This is a genomic window from Oleidesulfovibrio sp., from assembly GCF_047973035.1.
GTDB lineage: Bacteria > Desulfobacterota > Desulfovibrionia > Desulfovibrionales > Desulfovibrionaceae > Oleidesulfovibrio.
Genome location: NZ_JBKEBF010000011.1, coordinates 1 through 17,353, shown reverse-complemented (window position 1 = coordinate 17,353; position 17,353 = coordinate 1). Strand labels below are relative to the sequence as shown.

Below are 17,353 nucleotides of genomic sequence, written 5' to 3'. Positions count from 1 at the left end.
GGGATTTGCCACAATAATGTACGTCAGGCAAGCGTTAAAACGTAACACGATATTGTGTTACAGTACTCATAATAACGTGAACAGGTAAATGTACTATAAACAAGGAATGTTGCCGTATTAATTAGTAGGATGATATTGCAGTACGGCCAATGCACTAAAAGTGAGCTGTGTAGATTGCTGGTTTGTTAATGAAAAAAAGTACCAGCAGAGCTGTACTTGTAGGTAGCATTTTTAGTTACAGTAATTTTTTGACCTGATGGAGTCTAAAGTTCCTGCAGACTCCAGCAGGGCTGCGGCATTAAAAAGTCTATCCTTAATTTCTGCAGGAACAGAATCTGAAGCGGCAAGGAACCAGCCTGTTTTGTCAAAAAAGGGTAGCGGAATACGATAGAGGTTTGGCGGCGTGCTGCAACGGTACTCAAGGTCAAGATAGCCGCTGATGCGTTTTCCAAGCAGTTTCTTTTTGTTCAGGCCGAAACCGGCAACCGGCTCGAAGTGGCTGGCAAATGGGGCGGAAGTCTGAATAAGATTATGAAATTCTGCAGAGTAGTATACACCTTCCTGAAAGCCCCATGTTTTGCCCTGTGTGATCAGCTCGGTCGCTTTAGTTGGCGCAAAAGCTTTATTTCGTTCATCTACGATAAGGCTGACCCCCATCGAGATGGTCTTAAACAGCAAGCTGTACCGGTGTTGATTTTTGGGGGTCGCGGTTACAGAAGGAATCAGTGCGATTTCTCCTTTAGCCGCATGGCGTAGATTGCGTCTCCAATGTGTTTGCTCCAGTGGCCGCAGGCGGACGCCCGCTTGCGTTGCAACGGCAGCAATCAGGTCAAACTCTTTACCGGACCAGTTTCCGCTCTTGTCTCTGAATATGTAAGGTGCGTAGTTGCCCACAAGAATAGTCAGGGCAGGTTGCCCATTTTCGACAGTAACAGGGGGAATGCCGAAATACGTACGGCCGTCTGCGGGCCGGACAATTGTGCTGTCCCTGTCTGTCATTCCGGCAGAGAGCTCTTGTGCATACGCTTTTCCCGTAGCGTTGCAGCAAAGTATAATCCATATAAGAAGTATTGTAAAAAAGGCAGACTTGGCCCGGCACAGGGCTTCAGGAGTACCCGACAGAGGAATAGGGGGAGATATTTTAGTAAAGAAACGTTTCATGCGTTATGTTTTTTTATTACTTGCGGGATGCCATTGAATAGGTAATTCACGGAAACTGCAGACTCTTTTGAAGGGGGGAGTATAAATACTCTGCCCTCATCTGTATACAGCTTCGGCAGATTTTTGTTTTGAGCCTGAGCCCCCTGCGGACTGCAAAAAGTTTTCTTGTTTGCTGCTGAGCAGACAACATATTTGGCATACTTGTTTTTTATTTAGAAACTAGCGATAGTAAAACGTATATGTCAGGCTTGTGATGAAACTGTAAACACAGGTGGGTGCATGTCAGAGAAATCGTTGTATGATCTGCGCAAGCTGATTGTACCGGAGGTAGTGTTCGGAGTGGGAGCGCTGCGGCTGGTTGGTCAGTATGCAGAGAATTTTAATTTGACCCATTGTCTTGTTGTTACAGATGCAGGCGTTGTCGCATCAGGCTGGGCGGATAGTGTGCTTGATGCTCTGGGCGGGCATGGAATCAAGACAACTGTTTTTGATGCGGTTTCGCCTAATCCCAGAGATTATGAGGTTCGCAATGGCGTAAACATCTACCTGAAGGCGGCTTGTGACGGTATAGTTGCTGTCGGGGGAGGCAGCCCCATGGATTGTGCCAAGGGAATAGGGCTGATGGCTGCCGGAGGCAAAGATATACTCGAATTTGAAGGTGTCGATAAAGTTGACGTGCCTGCCCCGCCGCTTATCTGCATCCCCACAACTGCAGGCACAAGTGCTGATGTTTCGCAGTTTGCCATCATAAATGATGTGCAGCGCAAGGTGAAAATTTCGATTGTCAGCAAGTCTACTATTCCCGATCTTGCCCTCATTGATCCTGCGACCACGCACAGTATGCCACAAAGGCTTACAGCTTCTACGGGGCTGGATGCTTTGTGCCATGCTGTAGAAGCCTATTCTTCAACCGTCAGTTCTCCAATGACAGACCTTTTCGCATTACGGGCCATCAGACTTATCAGTGAAAATCTGCTGGATGTTATTGATGATGGAGAGAATGCACATGGCCGGGAAAACATGATGCTGGCATCAATGTATGCCGGATTCGCTTTTTCCAACGCCATTCTGGGGGCGGTTCATGCGATGGCCCACGGGCTGGGAGGTTTGCTGAACCTTCCTCATGGCGAATGTAATGCCATACTTATGCCGCCTGTGGTTCGTGCCAATTGTCAGGCCGTGCCTCAGCGCTGTGCCGATATCGCTCGTGAACTGGGTGTGTCTGTCAAGGCAACTTCATCAGATTATCTGGGGGATGCGTTGTATGACCATTTGATGGAATTACGGCACAAAGCAGGCATCACCGGCATGTTGAGCGAACTTGGCGGAACCCGTGATGCTATTCCATCACTTGCCTATAACGCGATGCGTGATGCCTGTATGTTGACGAATCCGCGTCGGTATACACAGGCGGAAGTAGAGCTTTTGTACGAAGAGGCTTTTTAGCAGCCGGTAAGGTTTTTATAAAATGGTGCAGAAAAAAAAGACAGATCGGTTAGACGAGGTTTCCGCTTCGGGGCCTGCTACGCAAGATGCCGTTAGAGAGTGTTCTTCCGCGTTTGAGGAAAATTGCGTCAAAACAGAAACTCCTTCGGCTCTGGAATCCGAGGACACGTATCAGAAACTTGTGGGCAGTTTGATCGGTCTGGGCGAAAAATCTTTTCGCAAAAGCTACTACCCGCAGCTGCGTAGAAAAATAACTGATCTGGAAGTGTTTCAACATATGGTTGACAGCGCAAGCGATGCGATCCTTCTTATGCGTGTCGGGCCGCCACATCAAATTGACTATCTGAATAAAGCTGCCAAAGAAGTGTTAGGGCTGGATACAGCTTGCAAACAACCTGTTGATCCTTTGAGCTTTCTTGATAAACGTGTTGTCGATATTATGCAGGGATGCGCAGGTGCGTCCTGCAGCAAAAGACTGACTCTGACTGTTGCCGTACATGGCGGTGGCGAACGGATTCTGGAAGCTTCTGTTTCTCCTATGCCCGCAACAGGGCAGCCCCCGCACGTTATTATGCTTATTCGGGATGTGACAGCCAGAGAAAAGGCTGAGCAGCACCTGAGAGAAAGTGAAGAACGCTTCCGTGTTGTGTTTGAGCAGTCCATGCAACATGTTGTTCTGCTGCAGCCGGATGGCAGAGTTCAGCGGGTGAACAGGAGTGTGCTGGATGATTTTTCTGTTACGTTACAATCGTTACAAGGCCAATATGTCTGGGATGCCCCGTGGCTGATTACCGATGAGTTGAAGAGCAGCCTGAAGCAGGATGTCAACAGCGCAGCCGTAGGGGCAACTGTCCGCCGCCTGTACCATACTCCTGACGGAACATACGATTGCTCATTCAAACCTGTCCGCGATTCTGATGGTGAGATTATTCATGTTGTAGTGGAAGCCAGAGATATAACTGCTTTGCTGGAAGCTGAAAGTGAATCGCGAAGGTTACGCGATCTGCTGACTAATGTTGTTGATTCTATGCCTTCAGTGCTGGTTGCTGTTGAGGCGGACGGGTGTATAGTTCAGTGGAATAAAGAGGCAGAGCGGGTTACTGGCATAACTGCCGAGCGGGCAAAAGGGCTGCACATCTTAGAGGCACTTGGCAATTATCCGTCTCTGGCTGAACTGGTGCGGGTAAGCATCGCCGAGCGGCGTCCCCTTGTTGAGTCCAAAGTGGCGAGGGCTGAGAAGAGCGGCAGAATCGTATATGAAGACCTTATTGTCTATCCGTTGGGCTCGGAAGGGCACGAAGGTGCGGTTATCCGTATCGATGATGTATCTGAACGTGTTCTGATGGAACAGACCATGGTTCAGGCTGAAAAAATGCTTTCTGTGGGTGGATTAGCTGCGGGTATGGCTCATGAGATAAATAACCCCCTCGGCGCAATCATGCAGGGGCTGCAGAATGTTGTCCGCAGGCTTGACCCTGACAATGCTAAAAATCTGGAATACGCAAAGTCCTGCGGGCTTGATATGGGGGCAATGACCACATACCTGCGCGAAAGAAAAATTTATCGTATGTTCAGCGGAATGCGTGAGGCATCATTACGCGCTGCAGGTATCGTCAGTAATATGCTGACGTTCTCAAGAAAGTCGGACATGTCGCATTCCTCATGCAGTGTAGAAGATATGCTGGAAGACACCCTTGTTCTGGCAGAGACCGACTATGATCTGAAAAAAAGTTACGATTTTAAAAGCATCAAGATCGTTAAGGAATATCAGTCCGTGCCGCTGATAACCTGTAATAAGACGGAAGTTGAACAGGTTTTGTTAAATTTGTTGCGCAACGCAGCACAGGCGTTTTTTGCCACAGGGCCGGAAGGAGTTCTGCCGGACGGCTCCCGTAAGATGATTTGTCATAAGCCTGTTATTACTATCCGCACACGGCGTGATGACCGGTATGTCTATGTTGAGATACAAGATAATGGTCCCGGAATGAGCGAAGATGTGCAGAAAAGAGTGTTCGAGCCCTTCTTTACAACCAAGCCCCCGGGAGTCGGAACCGGCCTCGGGCTGTCGGTTTCTTATTTTATCATTACACGTAACCACAAAGGGTCAATGGTTCTTGATTCGGCACCCGGAAGAGGCTCCCGTTTCACTGTCGGGCTCCCGCTTAACGATAACGACGTGATTCATTGAGCCGGCAACATCATTTTGAATTTGTTTTTGTAAGCCTGTTTGTTGCAGGCTTTTTTTATGCAGAGTGCAGGCCGTACAGAATGTTGGCAGGGGAGCTGCGACGATTGAGACGGGAGATCTACAGGGGCTAGCTTTTCGCCTTGTCGTATTTGCGGTTCCGTTTGCAACGGTACATGGCGTGGTCGGCGTGGTTGATAATCTGGTCCACGTCCGTGGCGTCGTCGGGGCATACCGCAATGCCGATGGAGCCGGAAACGACACGTTTAACCCCATTGATATCGATCGGGGTTGTGATGGCTTTAGCCACTCTTTCTGATGCATTTGAAAGATCATCGGCGCTTTTTATGTTGTGCAGCAGCACGACAAATTCATCCCCGCCTATGCGGGCACACGTGTCTACCTCGCGCAGGCTTTGTTGCAGGCGTTCAGCCACTACACACAATACCTGATCGCCCGCTTCATGGCCCATAGAATCATTGATGTCTTTAAAATCATTCAGGTCGATAAAGAGTACTGCAAAACGCAACCCGTTGCGTTTATTTAATGCAACGGCATAACGTAACCTGTCCATGAACAGACGACGGTTAGGTAACCCTGTCAGCCCGTCGTGCATGGCCAGGTGACGGATATGGTCTTCATTACGTTTCTGCTCGGTGATATCTTCCAGAACAAGCACAATGTTGCTGGTTTGCCCCGCGTTGTCACGTACGGGTGCTACCGACACGGAAAGCCATCGTGTGTGCCCGTCTTTTCGTGGTGTCTGCGTTTCCTGACGCCAGCGCTCTCCCTGTTCCAGCGCTGCCCATATATAAGAAGACTCTTCGGGATCGGAAAGCAGCGGCAGGGGCCTGCCGATAAGCTCTTCAGGCGAGTAGCCGGTAATTTCTTCATACCGCGGGTTCAGGTGTACGGTAATACCAGCTGCGTCTGTTACAGCTACGGCGACTGAACTTTGTTCCAGCGCCTCAGACAGCATCCGGATGCGGTCTTCCTGCGCACGGCGTTGAGAAATGTCACGGGCAATACCTACAGTGCCGATGGCCATGGGGTTGCCAGATTCGTCATGCTCAATGATCGGCCGTTTGATGATATCAGTCCACATCATTTTACCTTCGGCATTGAACATAAGCTGATCGTAGCGTTGGTCCGCGAGATTATTAATGGCTTTCTCATCGCTTTCCCGCGCAGATGCGGCTGCGTAAGAAGGCCACATGTCCTCATCGGTAAGGCCGGGAATATCGAGTGAATCGCGTCCTACAAAGTTAGCGAAAGCCTGGTTCACAGCCAGATAAACGCTGTTTGCGTCTTTAATCCATGCCATGTCCGGCAGGCCGTCCAGCAAGGTGCGCAGCTGGCGCTCATATGCACGCAGGTTTGTGATGTCCGCAACAATGCCCAGTACTCCCTGCGGCAGCCCTTTCCGGTCCAGCAGGGGGACTTTGCTGACAAGCCCGATAATGCTGCGTCCGTCATGTAATGTGATGAGACGCTCTGCGTTGATGATGGGTCTGCCGGTGCTGAGTACCTGCGCGTTTTCTTCAGCTGCCGGTTCGCCCAGCGCATTTCCGTTGCCTGATTCGGAACTTGTTTTTCCGATAATATCAGCAACAGAAGTGCTGAAGATATTGCGCGCATACAGGTCGTTTGCACCAAGGTGTCTGTTTTCTTTGTCTTTCCAAAAAACATAGTAAGGAATGTGAGAAAGCACATTCTCCAGCAGTGACGTTTTTCCGGCCAGTTCTTCCTGCAGGCGGTGCAGGGTGCTGATGTCGCGCGCAATGGCGATGGCACAGGAAAAGCCTTCAAGCTGTACGTGACGGGCGGAAATAAGCACATGGCGAGGCACGCCCTTGCCGTCACGCATGATTGCCGGAAGGTTGCTTACGCTGCCTTCTCGCTCCAGCATCAGCTCAAATGTGTTGCGGGCATCCTCTTGCCATTCCAGAAGATTATCAAGAGATTCGCCGATGATGTGGTTCCAGTCTCTGCCAAGAAGGCGCTGAAGACTTTCGTTTACATCCAGTACCAGACCAGTATGCAGGCTGATAACAAGAATAGGGTCTGGCGTGGCATGAAATGTGGCCTGAAATTTGGCTTCGCCCCGTCGGGAGGCTATGTCGGAAATGGCGCTTGCGGCTTGCTTGCGTAACGAAGAACGTTCCCGTTCTGCTTCTGCATATTGGCGGCGTAAGTGGTGATGATTTTCTTCCAGAGCGGCAAGGCGGGCAGAAATGCGGGCATGATCCCGTTGCTGGTTTGCCCATGTATTCCGGCATTTCAGCCAGGCGGTAAAACCGCATAACGAAGCCGTCACCCCTGCCGACAGCGGCGGCAACAGGGCAAAGGCAACTCCGCCTTCGGGAACACTGGCGAGGCGTAACAGAAACGCTGTCCCCCAAGATGCGGTAACAGAGACAAGCAACACGGCCAGACAAACAAACGCGATTCGTTTGTTTGTGCCGGGCTGCACAGTAGACTTGTTTATACGTCCCCCACATTGGACAAGCAGCTACCCGTTCCCCGTCCCCATGACAGTCGAGAGGCTTGTCTCGTTTGCCTGATCGTATCCGCGTTCCCCCCTCAGGATTACAGATACAGTATCTTTTCGGAAACTATAACATGTTGCAGGCGTCTGCTCAAGAAGCTTTATCTACTTTAGAAAAGGCTATTGCCTTGACGCACTCGGTCTGCAGCATCAGAAAAATATTATGTTTAGCGTGACATATTGGGCTTTATTCTACTGTGTGCACTATTTGGGGCAGATGTTTTCGCGTTGTGCAGATTCCAGTCCTGTGCAATCTCCTGTAGAACAACCATTGGTAAAGTCTTCGCAGGCGCCGGCAGCATCACCGGTAACAAGTTTTGCTCCGCCGCGAATGTTCCATGCCTGATTATAAGCGCTGTCATACTGTATGGCGCGGGTAGTGTCTTTGATGGCGCCAAGGGCATTGCCCATACGCAACATAACAAGGCCGCGCCATGTGTATGTCTCCGCCGAGGGTGCCAGACGCACTGCGCGGGACATGTCGGCAAAGGCCGGTTCCCATCGCTGCTGTTCGCTGTATGCCAGCCCGCGTCGTAACAGAGCCTGTGTATAGTCCGGCTCAATTTTAAGGGCCTTGTCTAAATATTCTATGGCTTTGTCAGGGTCGGTGCATGTGTTGTCTTTCCAGAGTACATGAGCCATTGCAAACCATTTTTCAGCCTGAGGATCATGCTTTCCGCTTATGCCCATAGGGTTGAACGGTGCAAGCTCATGCTCTTCCGGACCGCCGAAGCAGCCTGCCAGCAATAAAGAGGCTCCCAGAGCCAGAATTAACATAATATGACGTACGTTCATTATTTCTCCTGCGGCAACAGCAAAGCCTGCTCCGTCTGGTTATATACGGGGCGGATGAAGCTAGCGCAAGCGTATAAGGTCGTATTGTCAGTCTCTGGAATAGGCCTCGGGCCGCTTCAGAAGTATTGTGAAGTGTTGGTGCACAGGCGGTAAGGCGGCCTAATGAAATAACTGCCGGACTGTTGCAAGGGTAAGATGAGTCAGTGAACTGATACGCAGGTCAGCGCCGGAAAGATTCTGCCCCGGAGAGTTCGGGTTGTCGAAACCGATGGATTTCATTCCCGCTCTGGTTGCGGCCAGTATGCCGTTGGTCGAGTCTTCAACGACCACGCATCGCTGAGCCGGAACCCCCAGTTTGCCTGCTGCCAGCAGAAAGATATCAGGCGCAGGCTTTGCGTGAGTAACGTCATTGCCGCCGACTCGTGTCGAAAACATATGGTCCATTCCGATTGCGCAAAGTGTGGCGCTGACAATGTCTGTGGTGTTAGACGATGCCAGCGCAAAGGGTATGTCGTTTGCCCTTAGCTCATCAAGCAGCCTCTGCAGGCCGGACATCGGCTGCAGGCCTGATGTTGTGCGAAGGTATTCTTTATAGTGCGCCATCTTGGCGTCAGAAAGTTCCTGCGCAGTCCCTTGCAGGTTGAACTGCTCTTTCATCTTGCGCCACTGGCTGACGCTGGAAGTGCCGATGAGCTGACGGTATTCTTCAGCAGATACAGAAAATCCCAACTTTCTGGCAAAGTTTCTGAAAATCATTTCATGCACGGGCTCGGAGTCGAAAATAACTCCGTCCATGTCAAACAGCAAAGCGATGTTCATGTCACAGCTTCCGCTCAGGCCTACGGCTGATCATTTCCGTTTTCAGGAATTATGATGATTTCATCAGGGCGCACGCGTACCTGTACTTTTTCTCCAGCGGCAAAAACTCCCGCATAAGCCGGAGCGCGAGTGAACAGCATTCCTGCTACGGTTTCAATGGAGTACTCGATAACCGGCCCCATGTAGGCGTTCTGCTTGATAGTACCTGAAAGTGTTTCAGTTGCGGCTTTGTCTTCAGGTAGAATTTCGATTAGTTCCGGCCGTAACGACAGGCTGACAGGCCCATCAGCGTGGTCTGTATCTTCGTTACAGGGCAAGTCTATGGATGCGTCACCGAATGTGACTACCTTACAGGCTCCTTTACTGCCCAATGACCCTGCAACCACATTGGATTCGCCGATGAAATTTGCCACAAAAGCTGTTTTAGGTTTGTGGTACAACGCTCTGGGAGGGCCTTGTTGTTCTATTCTGCCATTGCGCATAACGACAATCTCATCAGAAACGGCAAGCGCTTCTGCCTGATCATGCGTAACATAAATAGAGGTGATGCCTGAATCCTGCTGCAGACGACGGATGTCATCACGCATTGAGCGACGCAATTTACTGTCGATGTTACTCAGAGGTTCGTCAAACAGCAGCACCTTGGGGCGCAGGACCATTGCCCTTGCCACTGCCACGCGCTGCTGCTGTCCGCCGGACAATTCATGCGGGTACCTGTTTTGGTAGCCGTCCATATCTACCATCTGCAATACTTCTTTGACGCGTTGCCTGATTTCTTCCTGCGGTGTTTTCAGCACGCCCAGCCCGTACCCGACATTTTGCTCAACCGTCATATGCGGAAAAAGTGCGTATGACTGAAAGACCATGCCTACGTCGCGGCGGGTGGCTGAAAGCTGCGTCACGTCTTCGCTGCCGAACAGAATCTGGCCGGATGTTGCTGCCTCAAGGCCGGAGATAAGCCGCAATAAGGTTGTTTTGCCGCATCCGGAAGGGCCGAGCAGTGTTGTCAGCGTACCGGGAGCAAATTCAAGTGTAATATCATCAAGTGCCCGCACCTTGCCGAAATGCTTGGATACGTTATTCAGGGTGACTTTTATGGATGCATCATTCATTTCAGCCTCTTGTTGTTTTCACTTGTCTTTCTGTTTTTGAGCGCCCTGTCACGGCCTGAACCAGAATCGTGAATATCAGCATAGTTAGAATTAATACCGAGCCATAGGCCACAGCCACGCCGGTTTCACCGCTTTCCACGCGGGAAAGGATAAACGTGGTGGCTACGTTGGTGCCGGCTGTCGCAAGAAAAATGACAGCAGACACAGTGGTCATGGCACGTATGAAGCTGTACGCCATGGATGAGACGATAGTGGATTTTAAAAGCGGAAGCAGAACGGATTTGATGGTCTTCAGGCTTCCGGCGCGCTGAAGCAGCGAAGCCTCTTCCAGATTGGTCGATATCTGACTGAGTGCCGACATCCCCCCGCGGATGCCTACCGGCATGGCTCTGATGGCCATGGTGATGATAAGTATTGCTGCTGTGCCTGTAAGGTGCAGAGGGGGCGTATTGAAAGCCAGAATATACGCCACGCCGGTGACTGTTCCGGGTACTGCAAATATTAGCACCGTACCGAAATCAATAAGCCTTCGGCCTGTGAAGTCCTTTCTGGTCAGAATGTATGCGACAAGGATGCCCGTAAGTGTGGTAAGCGGGGCAGCAATAACCGAGAAGGTGATTGAATTGAAAAACGAAGGCCATGCTCCCGATGAGAAGCCGTTAAGCCACAGCTCTCCATGGTGCTTCAGCGTCAGGGTGTAATCCGCTCCCCATTGGCGTACAAATCCGCCAAGGAATATGCTGGCGTATAAAAAGCCCACCAGTGCCAGCCAGAGCATTACAAAGCAGGTCATGCATTTTTGCAGCCCTCTGGGCAGGGGAGTGACGTTACCTGCTGTTTCCACCCCCGTAACGGTTACATAGGACTTTTGACCGACCCATTTTTTCTGGATGACAAACACTGAAAGCGATAGCGCAAGCAGAATCAGGCCCAGTGCGGAGGCTTTGGCAAAATCCAGCTGAGCACCCGCAATTGAAAAGTAAATTTCAGTAGATAAAACGTCATAATCGCCGCCAAGAACCAGCGGGTTGCCAAAGTCTGCAGCAGAAGAAATCATACTGAGCAGGAATGCATTGGCTATGGCGGGGCGCAGCAGCGGCATTGTGACATTCCAGAGCGTTTCTCCGCGTCCTGCGCGCATGGTGAGTGATGCTTCTTCCATAGCCGGATTGATGGTGGAAAGCATACCCGAGATGACCATGTAGCTGACCGGCGTTAATGAAAGAACCTGCGCAATAAAAATTCCGCTGAATCCGTATATGTAGCCTGATCTTTCAAATACGTCCTGCAGAATTATTCCGTTTGGGCCGAAAAGCATCATCAGGGCATCGTTAATCAAACCGGCGCGCCCGAATAGCAGGATAAGAGACATGCCTACAACAAATGGCGGCGTGATGATGGGCAGAATATAAAAAATGCGGATGAAATTGCGCAGGCGGGTGGTTGCCCTGACTGCATACAGGGCAAAGATCAGCCCGCAGACAGTGGTGGCAGCGCCGACAGAGAAAGCCAGCACCAGAGTATTCAGGACTACTCTGCCTATTCCGTACGATGTGATGAGGGTAAAAAACTGGGCAGGCACAAAGCTGCCGTCTTTTTCAAACATCAGCGTGCTGAAAATTTTCCAAACCGGAAAAAATATAAATGCGACTACCAGCACAGTGACAAAGATGATTGCGCCGGTGATGAACGTGTCTCCGCGCTGGAAGCCAAGCTCTGCTATGCCTATGGAAAACAGGGCGGCAAGGCATAGGATTATTATGCCGGAGCCTAACCCCAGTGCGGTGTTTGTCAGGATAAAGACAGCCAGAATAACAGCAATGCCGCAACCCGCGGCGATACTGTAAAACCATCCATGTGTTCGGGTGGTTATCGGATGTGTGGCGTCCCCCCGTAACCGTAACCATGCGAAAGGAGCCAGCAGTGCCAGATATGCAGGTACGATATACGTTGCGCTGTTGTATTTCCAGCCGATTGCGTCAATGAATTCTTCCATCGTCGAATCTGTCAGGCCGTAGTCGAGTGCCACCCACGGCAGCAGAAAATACGCCGCCATTGCAATAGCCACCCAGGAGAGGATGACCACAGGGCCAACCTCTCCCGGAGCGGTTTGTCTTTTCGTTTGCATCGTCAAGTGTATCTCTTTGGTCGTTCTATCGGGCAAGCGGTTTGACTTCTTTTACCCAGCGGTCAATCAGGTGCGTACGCATTTCCTCGGTACCGTAAGTTACAAAGTCGTAATCGATAAGCTTAACCTGATCGAGGCGGATGGCTTCTGCAGGTACATTGGCATTTTTGTTGGTGGGCACCTGATACATTTTAACCTGTTGCGGTACTTCCTGACCTTCTGCACTCAGCATGAAGTCTACAAAAAGTTTTGCATTTTCGAGATTACGGCAATCTTTAATGATGGAAAGACCGCCGATTTCGTATCCGGTACCTTCTGAAGGAACTACCAGTTCAAGGGGATATCCGTTTGCTTTTTGCAGAGCATGGTCATGCAGAAAGCCGATGCCGATCATGGTTTCACCGCGGGCGGCGGCTTTACCTGGGGCGGAGCCGGACTTGGTGTACTGATTGATATTTTTGTGCAGCTTTGCCAGATACTCGTATGCTGCGTCTTCGCCTTTCAGCTGTACCATGGTGGCAAGCACTGTGTATGCCGTGCCGGAGCTCTGAGGGCTGGCAACCTGAATCAGATCCTTATATTCGGGCTTGGTCAGATCTTCCCACGAGCGGGGCATTTCAAGCCCTTTTTCTTTCAGAACATCAGTATTTACAGAGTACCCCAGAACACCTGCATAGACGCCGGCACTGTGATACTGCTTGGTGGTTGCGGGGTTTTGAAATTCGGGACCGATTTCTTCCAGCATGGGCGATTTGTAAGATTCCAGCAGGCCGTTTACGCCAGCCTGAGAGTGAGGATCAAGAGTTCCTGCATACCACACGTCACCCTGAGGGTTATCTTTTTCTGCAAGGATTTTGGCATAGGTAGTGCCGGAGCCCGAACGGGTCATCTGTACTTTCACGTCAAATTTTTCAGCAAAGGCATCGGCCACAGCCTGACATGCAAAGGGTTCGTTGGAACAGTAAATGACCAGACGCCCTTTGGCGAAACAGGTGGTGGTTATACCCAGAACAAAGACCACCGCGAGAATCATCGTCAACCGTTTCATGCTCTACTCCTTGAAAAGCTAATGAAGTAACCGTGTGGTGATGCTGCTGTGTTGTGCGGCATATCCGTCACATAATTGTAACGTCAGGTTAACAAGGGGAGGGCGTTACTGCAATCGTCCGGCGCAGATTTATTATCTTTTTTCTCGCGCAATCAATATGTTGTAGGTGTTTGTGCCGTTCGTATACTCAAACAGAAAAGAGGCGATGAAGGTACGTATATGAAAAACGGCCAGCACCAAGGTGCCGGCCGTTCTGACTTTCCACAGAGCGGTGTGGAAAGGGCAGATACAGGTGAAAGAGGTTGACGGGATCTCACCGTATCTGAGGCAGATTGTCAAAGGCAGTGAATACAGGAGAGCCCTGCCTGATTATTGCAGCGTGCTCAAACCGCTGTACAGAACAAAAGACATGGCAAACAGAAGAGCAATTTTGCCCATGTCGATCAGTTTCAATTGTACTGCGTACATACTGCTTTTGGTATTGCGAGCGGGCAGGGTCACGGGTTGAAAGAAGTCTACAAGTTGGTTGAACATGCTCATGTCTTTCCTCCAAATGCATTTGACGAATCGCCGTTTGTTAATTTTTTCCCATACTATCCAATTGTACGGTTTAAATGCAAATATTTTCCTTTATATTCGCTATTAAATCAAATATTGTGCATTGGAGTTCATTTGGTGCACTTTTTTTGAATAAGACGCCCTTGGCAAGGACACAAATGCAAAAGGTTTGCATATGACGAAGCTTGATGAACAGGACAGGTTGATTATCGCGGCATTACAGGAGAATGGGCGCCTTTCCAATATGGAAATCGCAAACAGGGTGAACCTGTCTCACTCCAGTTGCTCGCGTCGCATTGCCCGCCTTGAAAAGGACGGAGTCATCGTAGGGTATCGCGCCCTGACGGATAGAAGAAAGTTAGGCTACACCGTGCATGCCTTTTGCGAGATTGTCCGCGATCCTTCAATAAGCTGGGCTGAGCTTGCAGAACAGATGAAGGACATTGAAGGCGTTGTCAGCGTGTATGCAGTGTCGGGCAGTGTGGATATTATGGTTGAAATTGTGGCCGAAGATATGCCGCATTATTCGGAAGTAGTCCTGCAGAATTTATCCTGCACGCCCGGGGTCAGTGCCGTACAAAGCACTTTTGTTCTGGCCGAAATCAAGTCGTTATACTAAGCGGCTGCGGTTTTACTGTAAATGCATCGGCGTTGCTAAACAGCCACAACGTATTTCATGGGACGCGTGAAATTGTTCAGGAGCTTCTGGTACGTTCTATGTTGTGTGTATAATAGTTTTCTGTAGTAAGTACGCGCTGATTTGTTTGTGTATACGGTATTGCGTTTTTTGGTACACAAACCGATTGTGGTGTGGTATGCTAGCTAGCACTATTGCAGGCAGCAATGGTAACTGCCAATGCTACCATTGCTGAGTAAAACATTATTCATTTTTTTCATGGAACTACAAGTGAGTAGAACGGTCCGGGCTCATACAGGCTTTGCCTGTTTTTGTGCTGACCGCCGTGGAATAAAAGGAGATTTAAATGGCTGCTAAACGAATTTTGATGCTGGTTGGCGATTTTGTGGAAGACTATGAAGCAATGGTGCCTTTCCAGATGCTTGTTATGGTGGGGCACCGTGTAGACTCCGTATGCCCCGATAAAAAAGCCGGTGATTCTGTAAAGACCGCTGTGCATGATTTTGAAGGCGACCAGACCTATACGGAAAAACCCGGCCACAACTTTGCCATCAACTACGATTTTGACAGCGTAAATGTGGCTGACTACGATGGTTTGGTAATCCCCGGTGGCCGTGCACCTGAATATCTGCGCCTTAATGCCCGGGTCGTGGAAATCGTGCAGGAATTCAATAACGCTAAAAAGCCCATTGCTTCCGTCTGCCACGGCCCTCAGCTTCTTGTTACCGCTGGTGTGCTGCAGGGCAAAACCTGCACCGCATACCCCGCAGTAAAGCCTGATGTTGAAGCTGCCGGTGCCAGCTGGTGCAACGTAAGCGAAACCTTCTCCAATGCCTGCGTAAGCGACAACATAGTCACTGCTCCGGCGTGGCCTGCTCATCCTGAATGGATGCGCAAGTTCCTTGAGATGCTTGGTTCAAAGCTGGAAGCATAACAACATCATGCTGTGCAATTAATAAAAGGGCATCGCTTGCGGTGCCCTTTTACTGTGCCTGATGATGTTAACCGCACTGCACTTTCCCTAGATGTCTCCTTCTACCGGCCCTTTGGGTGCAGGGTAGCTGTCGCGTACAGGAGCAATAGCCTTGCCCAGCCAGTTTATGGCTTCTCCCAGATGCTGCATGTTGCCCATGCCTTCCGCATCATTTGCCACTTCTCCTTTGTTCAGCCCGTAACCTAAGTTCCAGTACACGGAGCCGGGAACAATCATCTGTGACATCTGGTACATATGGTTGATGGTGTCAAAGACATGAATTCCTCCCCCGCGACGTACGGCAACCACAGCTGCACCTATTTTGCCGCGCAAGGCGAACCCGTTGGCAATGGCGACCAGACCCGTGCGGTCAAGAACAGCTTTCAGCTCGGCAGAAACATCTGTGAAATATGTAGGCGACCCCATAATGACGGCGTCTGCTCGAAAAATTTTTTCTGCCAGCTCGTTGAAGAGGTCTGTGTTGATGGAACACCGCATGTCTTTGTTTTCAAAACACTTGTAGCAGGCTATGCAGCCACGTACAGGTTTTCCGCCTACGCGAACCAGTTCCGTATCCCATCCTGCCTGTTCCAGAGGGGCGAGGACCGCTTTTAACAGGCTTTCAGTATTGCCTCCCTTGCGGGGGCTTCCGTTAATTGCAATGGCGTACATACATAGTCTCCTTACCATGCTGATTGTTAATTTCTATCAGCTGCTTTAAATGAGCAGAACATACCGGGCCTGATAATAGCATTAGTGTTTTATCTGGCAAGTACGGTGAAATAAGTGTCTCAGTTACCTTTTGGTTATCGGATAGGGTTACTATGTCGCATGTGGCACTGCTTTAAATTGCTGTGCACGCTCAATTTACTTGATTCGGTATATAGATGTGATAGCTTCGCCGGAAAGAGGAGGGGGATATGTCGCATCAGCCAGAAGTGCAGCTGCCTGCCGACAGTTCGGAACAACATGAAGGTGTTACGATTCATGGTGAGCAATCGGACGTGACTCGTGAAGAATGTATCGTCCGGCTGTTTCAGCTGAAAGATATATCGTACGAACTGCTGGACTATTTGAATCAGCTGTCAGATGAAGATTTTATTAAAGTCTGGAATGGCGAGTACGCGATGCCGGAAGGCGTTTTTATGAAAATGGAAAGATTGTATGATCTTTCCAAAGCGCTGGAGCAGAAACTGCGCGAGCGCGTAGAGTGTTGCCGCATGTTTTAGGCTTGGAAGTGTTTATAAGAAAAAGCAGCCCGTTAAAAGAACGGGCTGCTTTTTGTATGCAGCCCCCCCGCTAGGCGGGGGGGGCCGTAAAGCTTAAAGCTATAGAGATATTAGTAAAACTCCTTTTGATTTGCTAACTAATCCCTGCGGTCTGGCAACTGCAGGTGGCAAATCAAAAGGAGGACACAATGGGTGACACTAAGAGTTTAGCCCACACAAAATGGAACTGCAAATACCACGTAGTGTTTGCGCCAAAGTATCGGCGGCAAGTTTTTTACGGAGAGAAGAAGCGCGCAGTGGGTGAGATATTGCGCAAACTGTGTGAGTGGAAAGGTGTACATATAGTCGAAGCTGAATTCTGCCCCGATCATGTTCATATGCTTCTTGAAATAACGCCAAAGATGAGTGTTTCGAGTTTTATGGGGTACTTTAAATGAAAGAGTAGCTTAATGTTGTACGACAAATATGTCGATCTTAAGTATAAATACCGGAATCGCGAGTTTGGGTGCCGTGGATATTACGTAGATACAGTTGGAAAAAATAAGGCTAAGATACAAGATTACATTAGGCACCAACTTGAGCATGATAAGCTTGGTGATCAATTATCTCTTCCATATTCTGGAAACCCGTTTACGGGTCGCAAGTAACAGAGATGCAGATGCCAGACGAACGTGCGCCTGCTAGGGCGCTGCTAGTAAGAAAGCCTTATAGGCG

Annotated in this window: 14 protein-coding genes and 1 pseudogene; 6 read left to right on the top strand and 9 right to left on the bottom strand. The window is 49.9% G+C overall.

Annotated features, from left to right (window positions below):
* Positions 1-231: 231 nt before the first annotated feature.
* Entirely contained in the window at positions 232-999 is a 768-nt protein-coding gene (locus ACK5LI_RS02705) for a transporter substrate-binding domain-containing protein (protein ID WP_416946095.1), read from the bottom strand.
* Positions 1,000-1,440: 441 nt separating this feature from the next.
* Here ACK5LI_RS02705 and ercA point away from each other — a divergent pair, with 441 nt between their 5' ends.
* Both ercA and ACK5LI_RS02695 read left to right on the top strand, forming a co-directional pair.
* Positions 1,441-2,607, top strand: a complete 1,167-nt coding sequence (ercA, locus tag ACK5LI_RS02700; RefSeq protein ID WP_416946094.1) for an alcohol dehydrogenase-like regulatory protein ErcA — start codon at positions 1,441-1,443, stop codon at positions 2,605-2,607.
* 22 nt (positions 2,608-2,629) lie between these two features.
* The gene (locus tag ACK5LI_RS02695) at positions 2,630-4,795 is read left to right on the top strand and encodes a PAS domain S-box protein (protein WP_416946093.1); all 2,166 of its coding nucleotides are present in this window, start codon (positions 2,630-2,632) and stop codon (positions 4,793-4,795) included.
* Between the two features lie 127 nt (positions 4,796-4,922).
* Here ACK5LI_RS02695 and ACK5LI_RS02690 read toward each other — a convergent pair whose 3' ends face one another.
* The 7 genes from ACK5LI_RS02690 to ACK5LI_RS02660 all read right to left on the bottom strand — a co-directional run bounded on the left by ACK5LI_RS02690 (position 4,923) and on the right by ACK5LI_RS02660 (position 13,782).
* Entirely contained in the window at positions 4,923-7,265 is a 2,343-nt protein-coding gene (locus tag ACK5LI_RS02690; RefSeq protein ID WP_416946092.1) for a PAS domain S-box protein, read from the bottom strand.
* 279 nt (positions 7,266-7,544) lie between these two features.
* Positions 7,545-8,135: a tetratricopeptide repeat protein gene (locus tag ACK5LI_RS02685; protein WP_416946091.1), complete on the bottom strand. Its 591-nt coding sequence runs from the start codon at positions 8,133-8,135 to the stop codon at positions 7,545-7,547.
* A 159-nt stretch (positions 8,136-8,294) separates the two neighbouring features.
* Positions 8,295-8,954, bottom strand: a complete 660-nt coding sequence (locus ACK5LI_RS02680; protein WP_416946090.1) for an HAD family hydrolase — start codon at positions 8,952-8,954, stop codon at positions 8,295-8,297.
* Between the two features lie 20 nt (positions 8,955-8,974).
* Positions 8,975-10,066 (bottom strand): ABC transporter ATP-binding protein, encoded by a 1,092-nt coding sequence (locus ACK5LI_RS02675; RefSeq protein ID WP_416946089.1) that lies wholly within the window; start codon positions 10,064-10,066, stop codon positions 8,975-8,977.
* Between the two features lies 1 nt (position 10,067).
* Positions 10,068-12,194, bottom strand: coding sequence for an ABC transporter permease (locus tag ACK5LI_RS02670; RefSeq protein ID WP_416946177.1), 2,127 nt, complete (start codon positions 12,192-12,194; stop codon positions 10,068-10,070).
* A 25-nt stretch (positions 12,195-12,219) separates the two neighbouring features.
* Complete coding sequence (locus tag ACK5LI_RS02665) at positions 12,220-13,242, bottom strand: ABC transporter substrate-binding protein (protein ID WP_416946088.1); 1,023 nt, start codon at positions 13,240-13,242, stop codon at positions 12,220-12,222.
* A gap of 369 nt (positions 13,243-13,611) precedes the next feature.
* Positions 13,612-13,782, bottom strand: a complete 171-nt coding sequence (locus ACK5LI_RS02660; RefSeq protein ID WP_416946087.1) for a hypothetical protein — start codon at positions 13,780-13,782, stop codon at positions 13,612-13,614.
* 193 nt (positions 13,783-13,975) lie between these two features.
* Here ACK5LI_RS02660 and ACK5LI_RS02655 point away from each other — a divergent pair, with 193 nt between their 5' ends.
* On the top strand, positions 13,976-14,419 hold the full coding sequence (locus ACK5LI_RS02655; protein ID WP_416946086.1) for an Lrp/AsnC family transcriptional regulator: 444 nt from the start codon (positions 13,976-13,978) through the stop codon (positions 14,417-14,419).
* A 364-nt stretch (positions 14,420-14,783) separates the two neighbouring features.
* Entirely contained in the window at positions 14,784-15,371 is a 588-nt protein-coding gene (locus ACK5LI_RS02650; RefSeq protein ID WP_416946085.1) for a DJ-1/PfpI family protein, read from the top strand.
* 87 nt (positions 15,372-15,458) lie between these two features.
* Here ACK5LI_RS02650 and ACK5LI_RS02645 read toward each other — a convergent pair whose 3' ends face one another.
* Positions 15,459-16,082 carry a flavodoxin family protein gene (locus ACK5LI_RS02645; RefSeq protein WP_416946084.1) on the bottom strand — a complete coding sequence of 208 codons (624 nt, stop codon included), beginning with the start codon at positions 16,080-16,082 and terminating at the stop codon, positions 15,459-15,461.
* A 248-nt stretch (positions 16,083-16,330) separates the two neighbouring features.
* Between ACK5LI_RS02645 and ACK5LI_RS02640 the strand changes: the two genes are divergently transcribed.
* Together ACK5LI_RS02640 and tnpA are read left to right on the top strand one after the other, a co-directional pair.
* A complete protein-coding gene (locus ACK5LI_RS02640) occupies positions 16,331-16,639 on the top strand; it encodes a hypothetical protein (protein ID WP_416946083.1) in 309 nt (102 codons plus the stop codon).
* 188 nt (positions 16,640-16,827) lie between these two features.
* Positions 16,828-17,286, top strand: a pseudogene (gene tnpA, locus ACK5LI_RS02635) (IS200/IS605 family transposase).
* Positions 17,287-17,353: the final 67 nt, after the last annotated feature.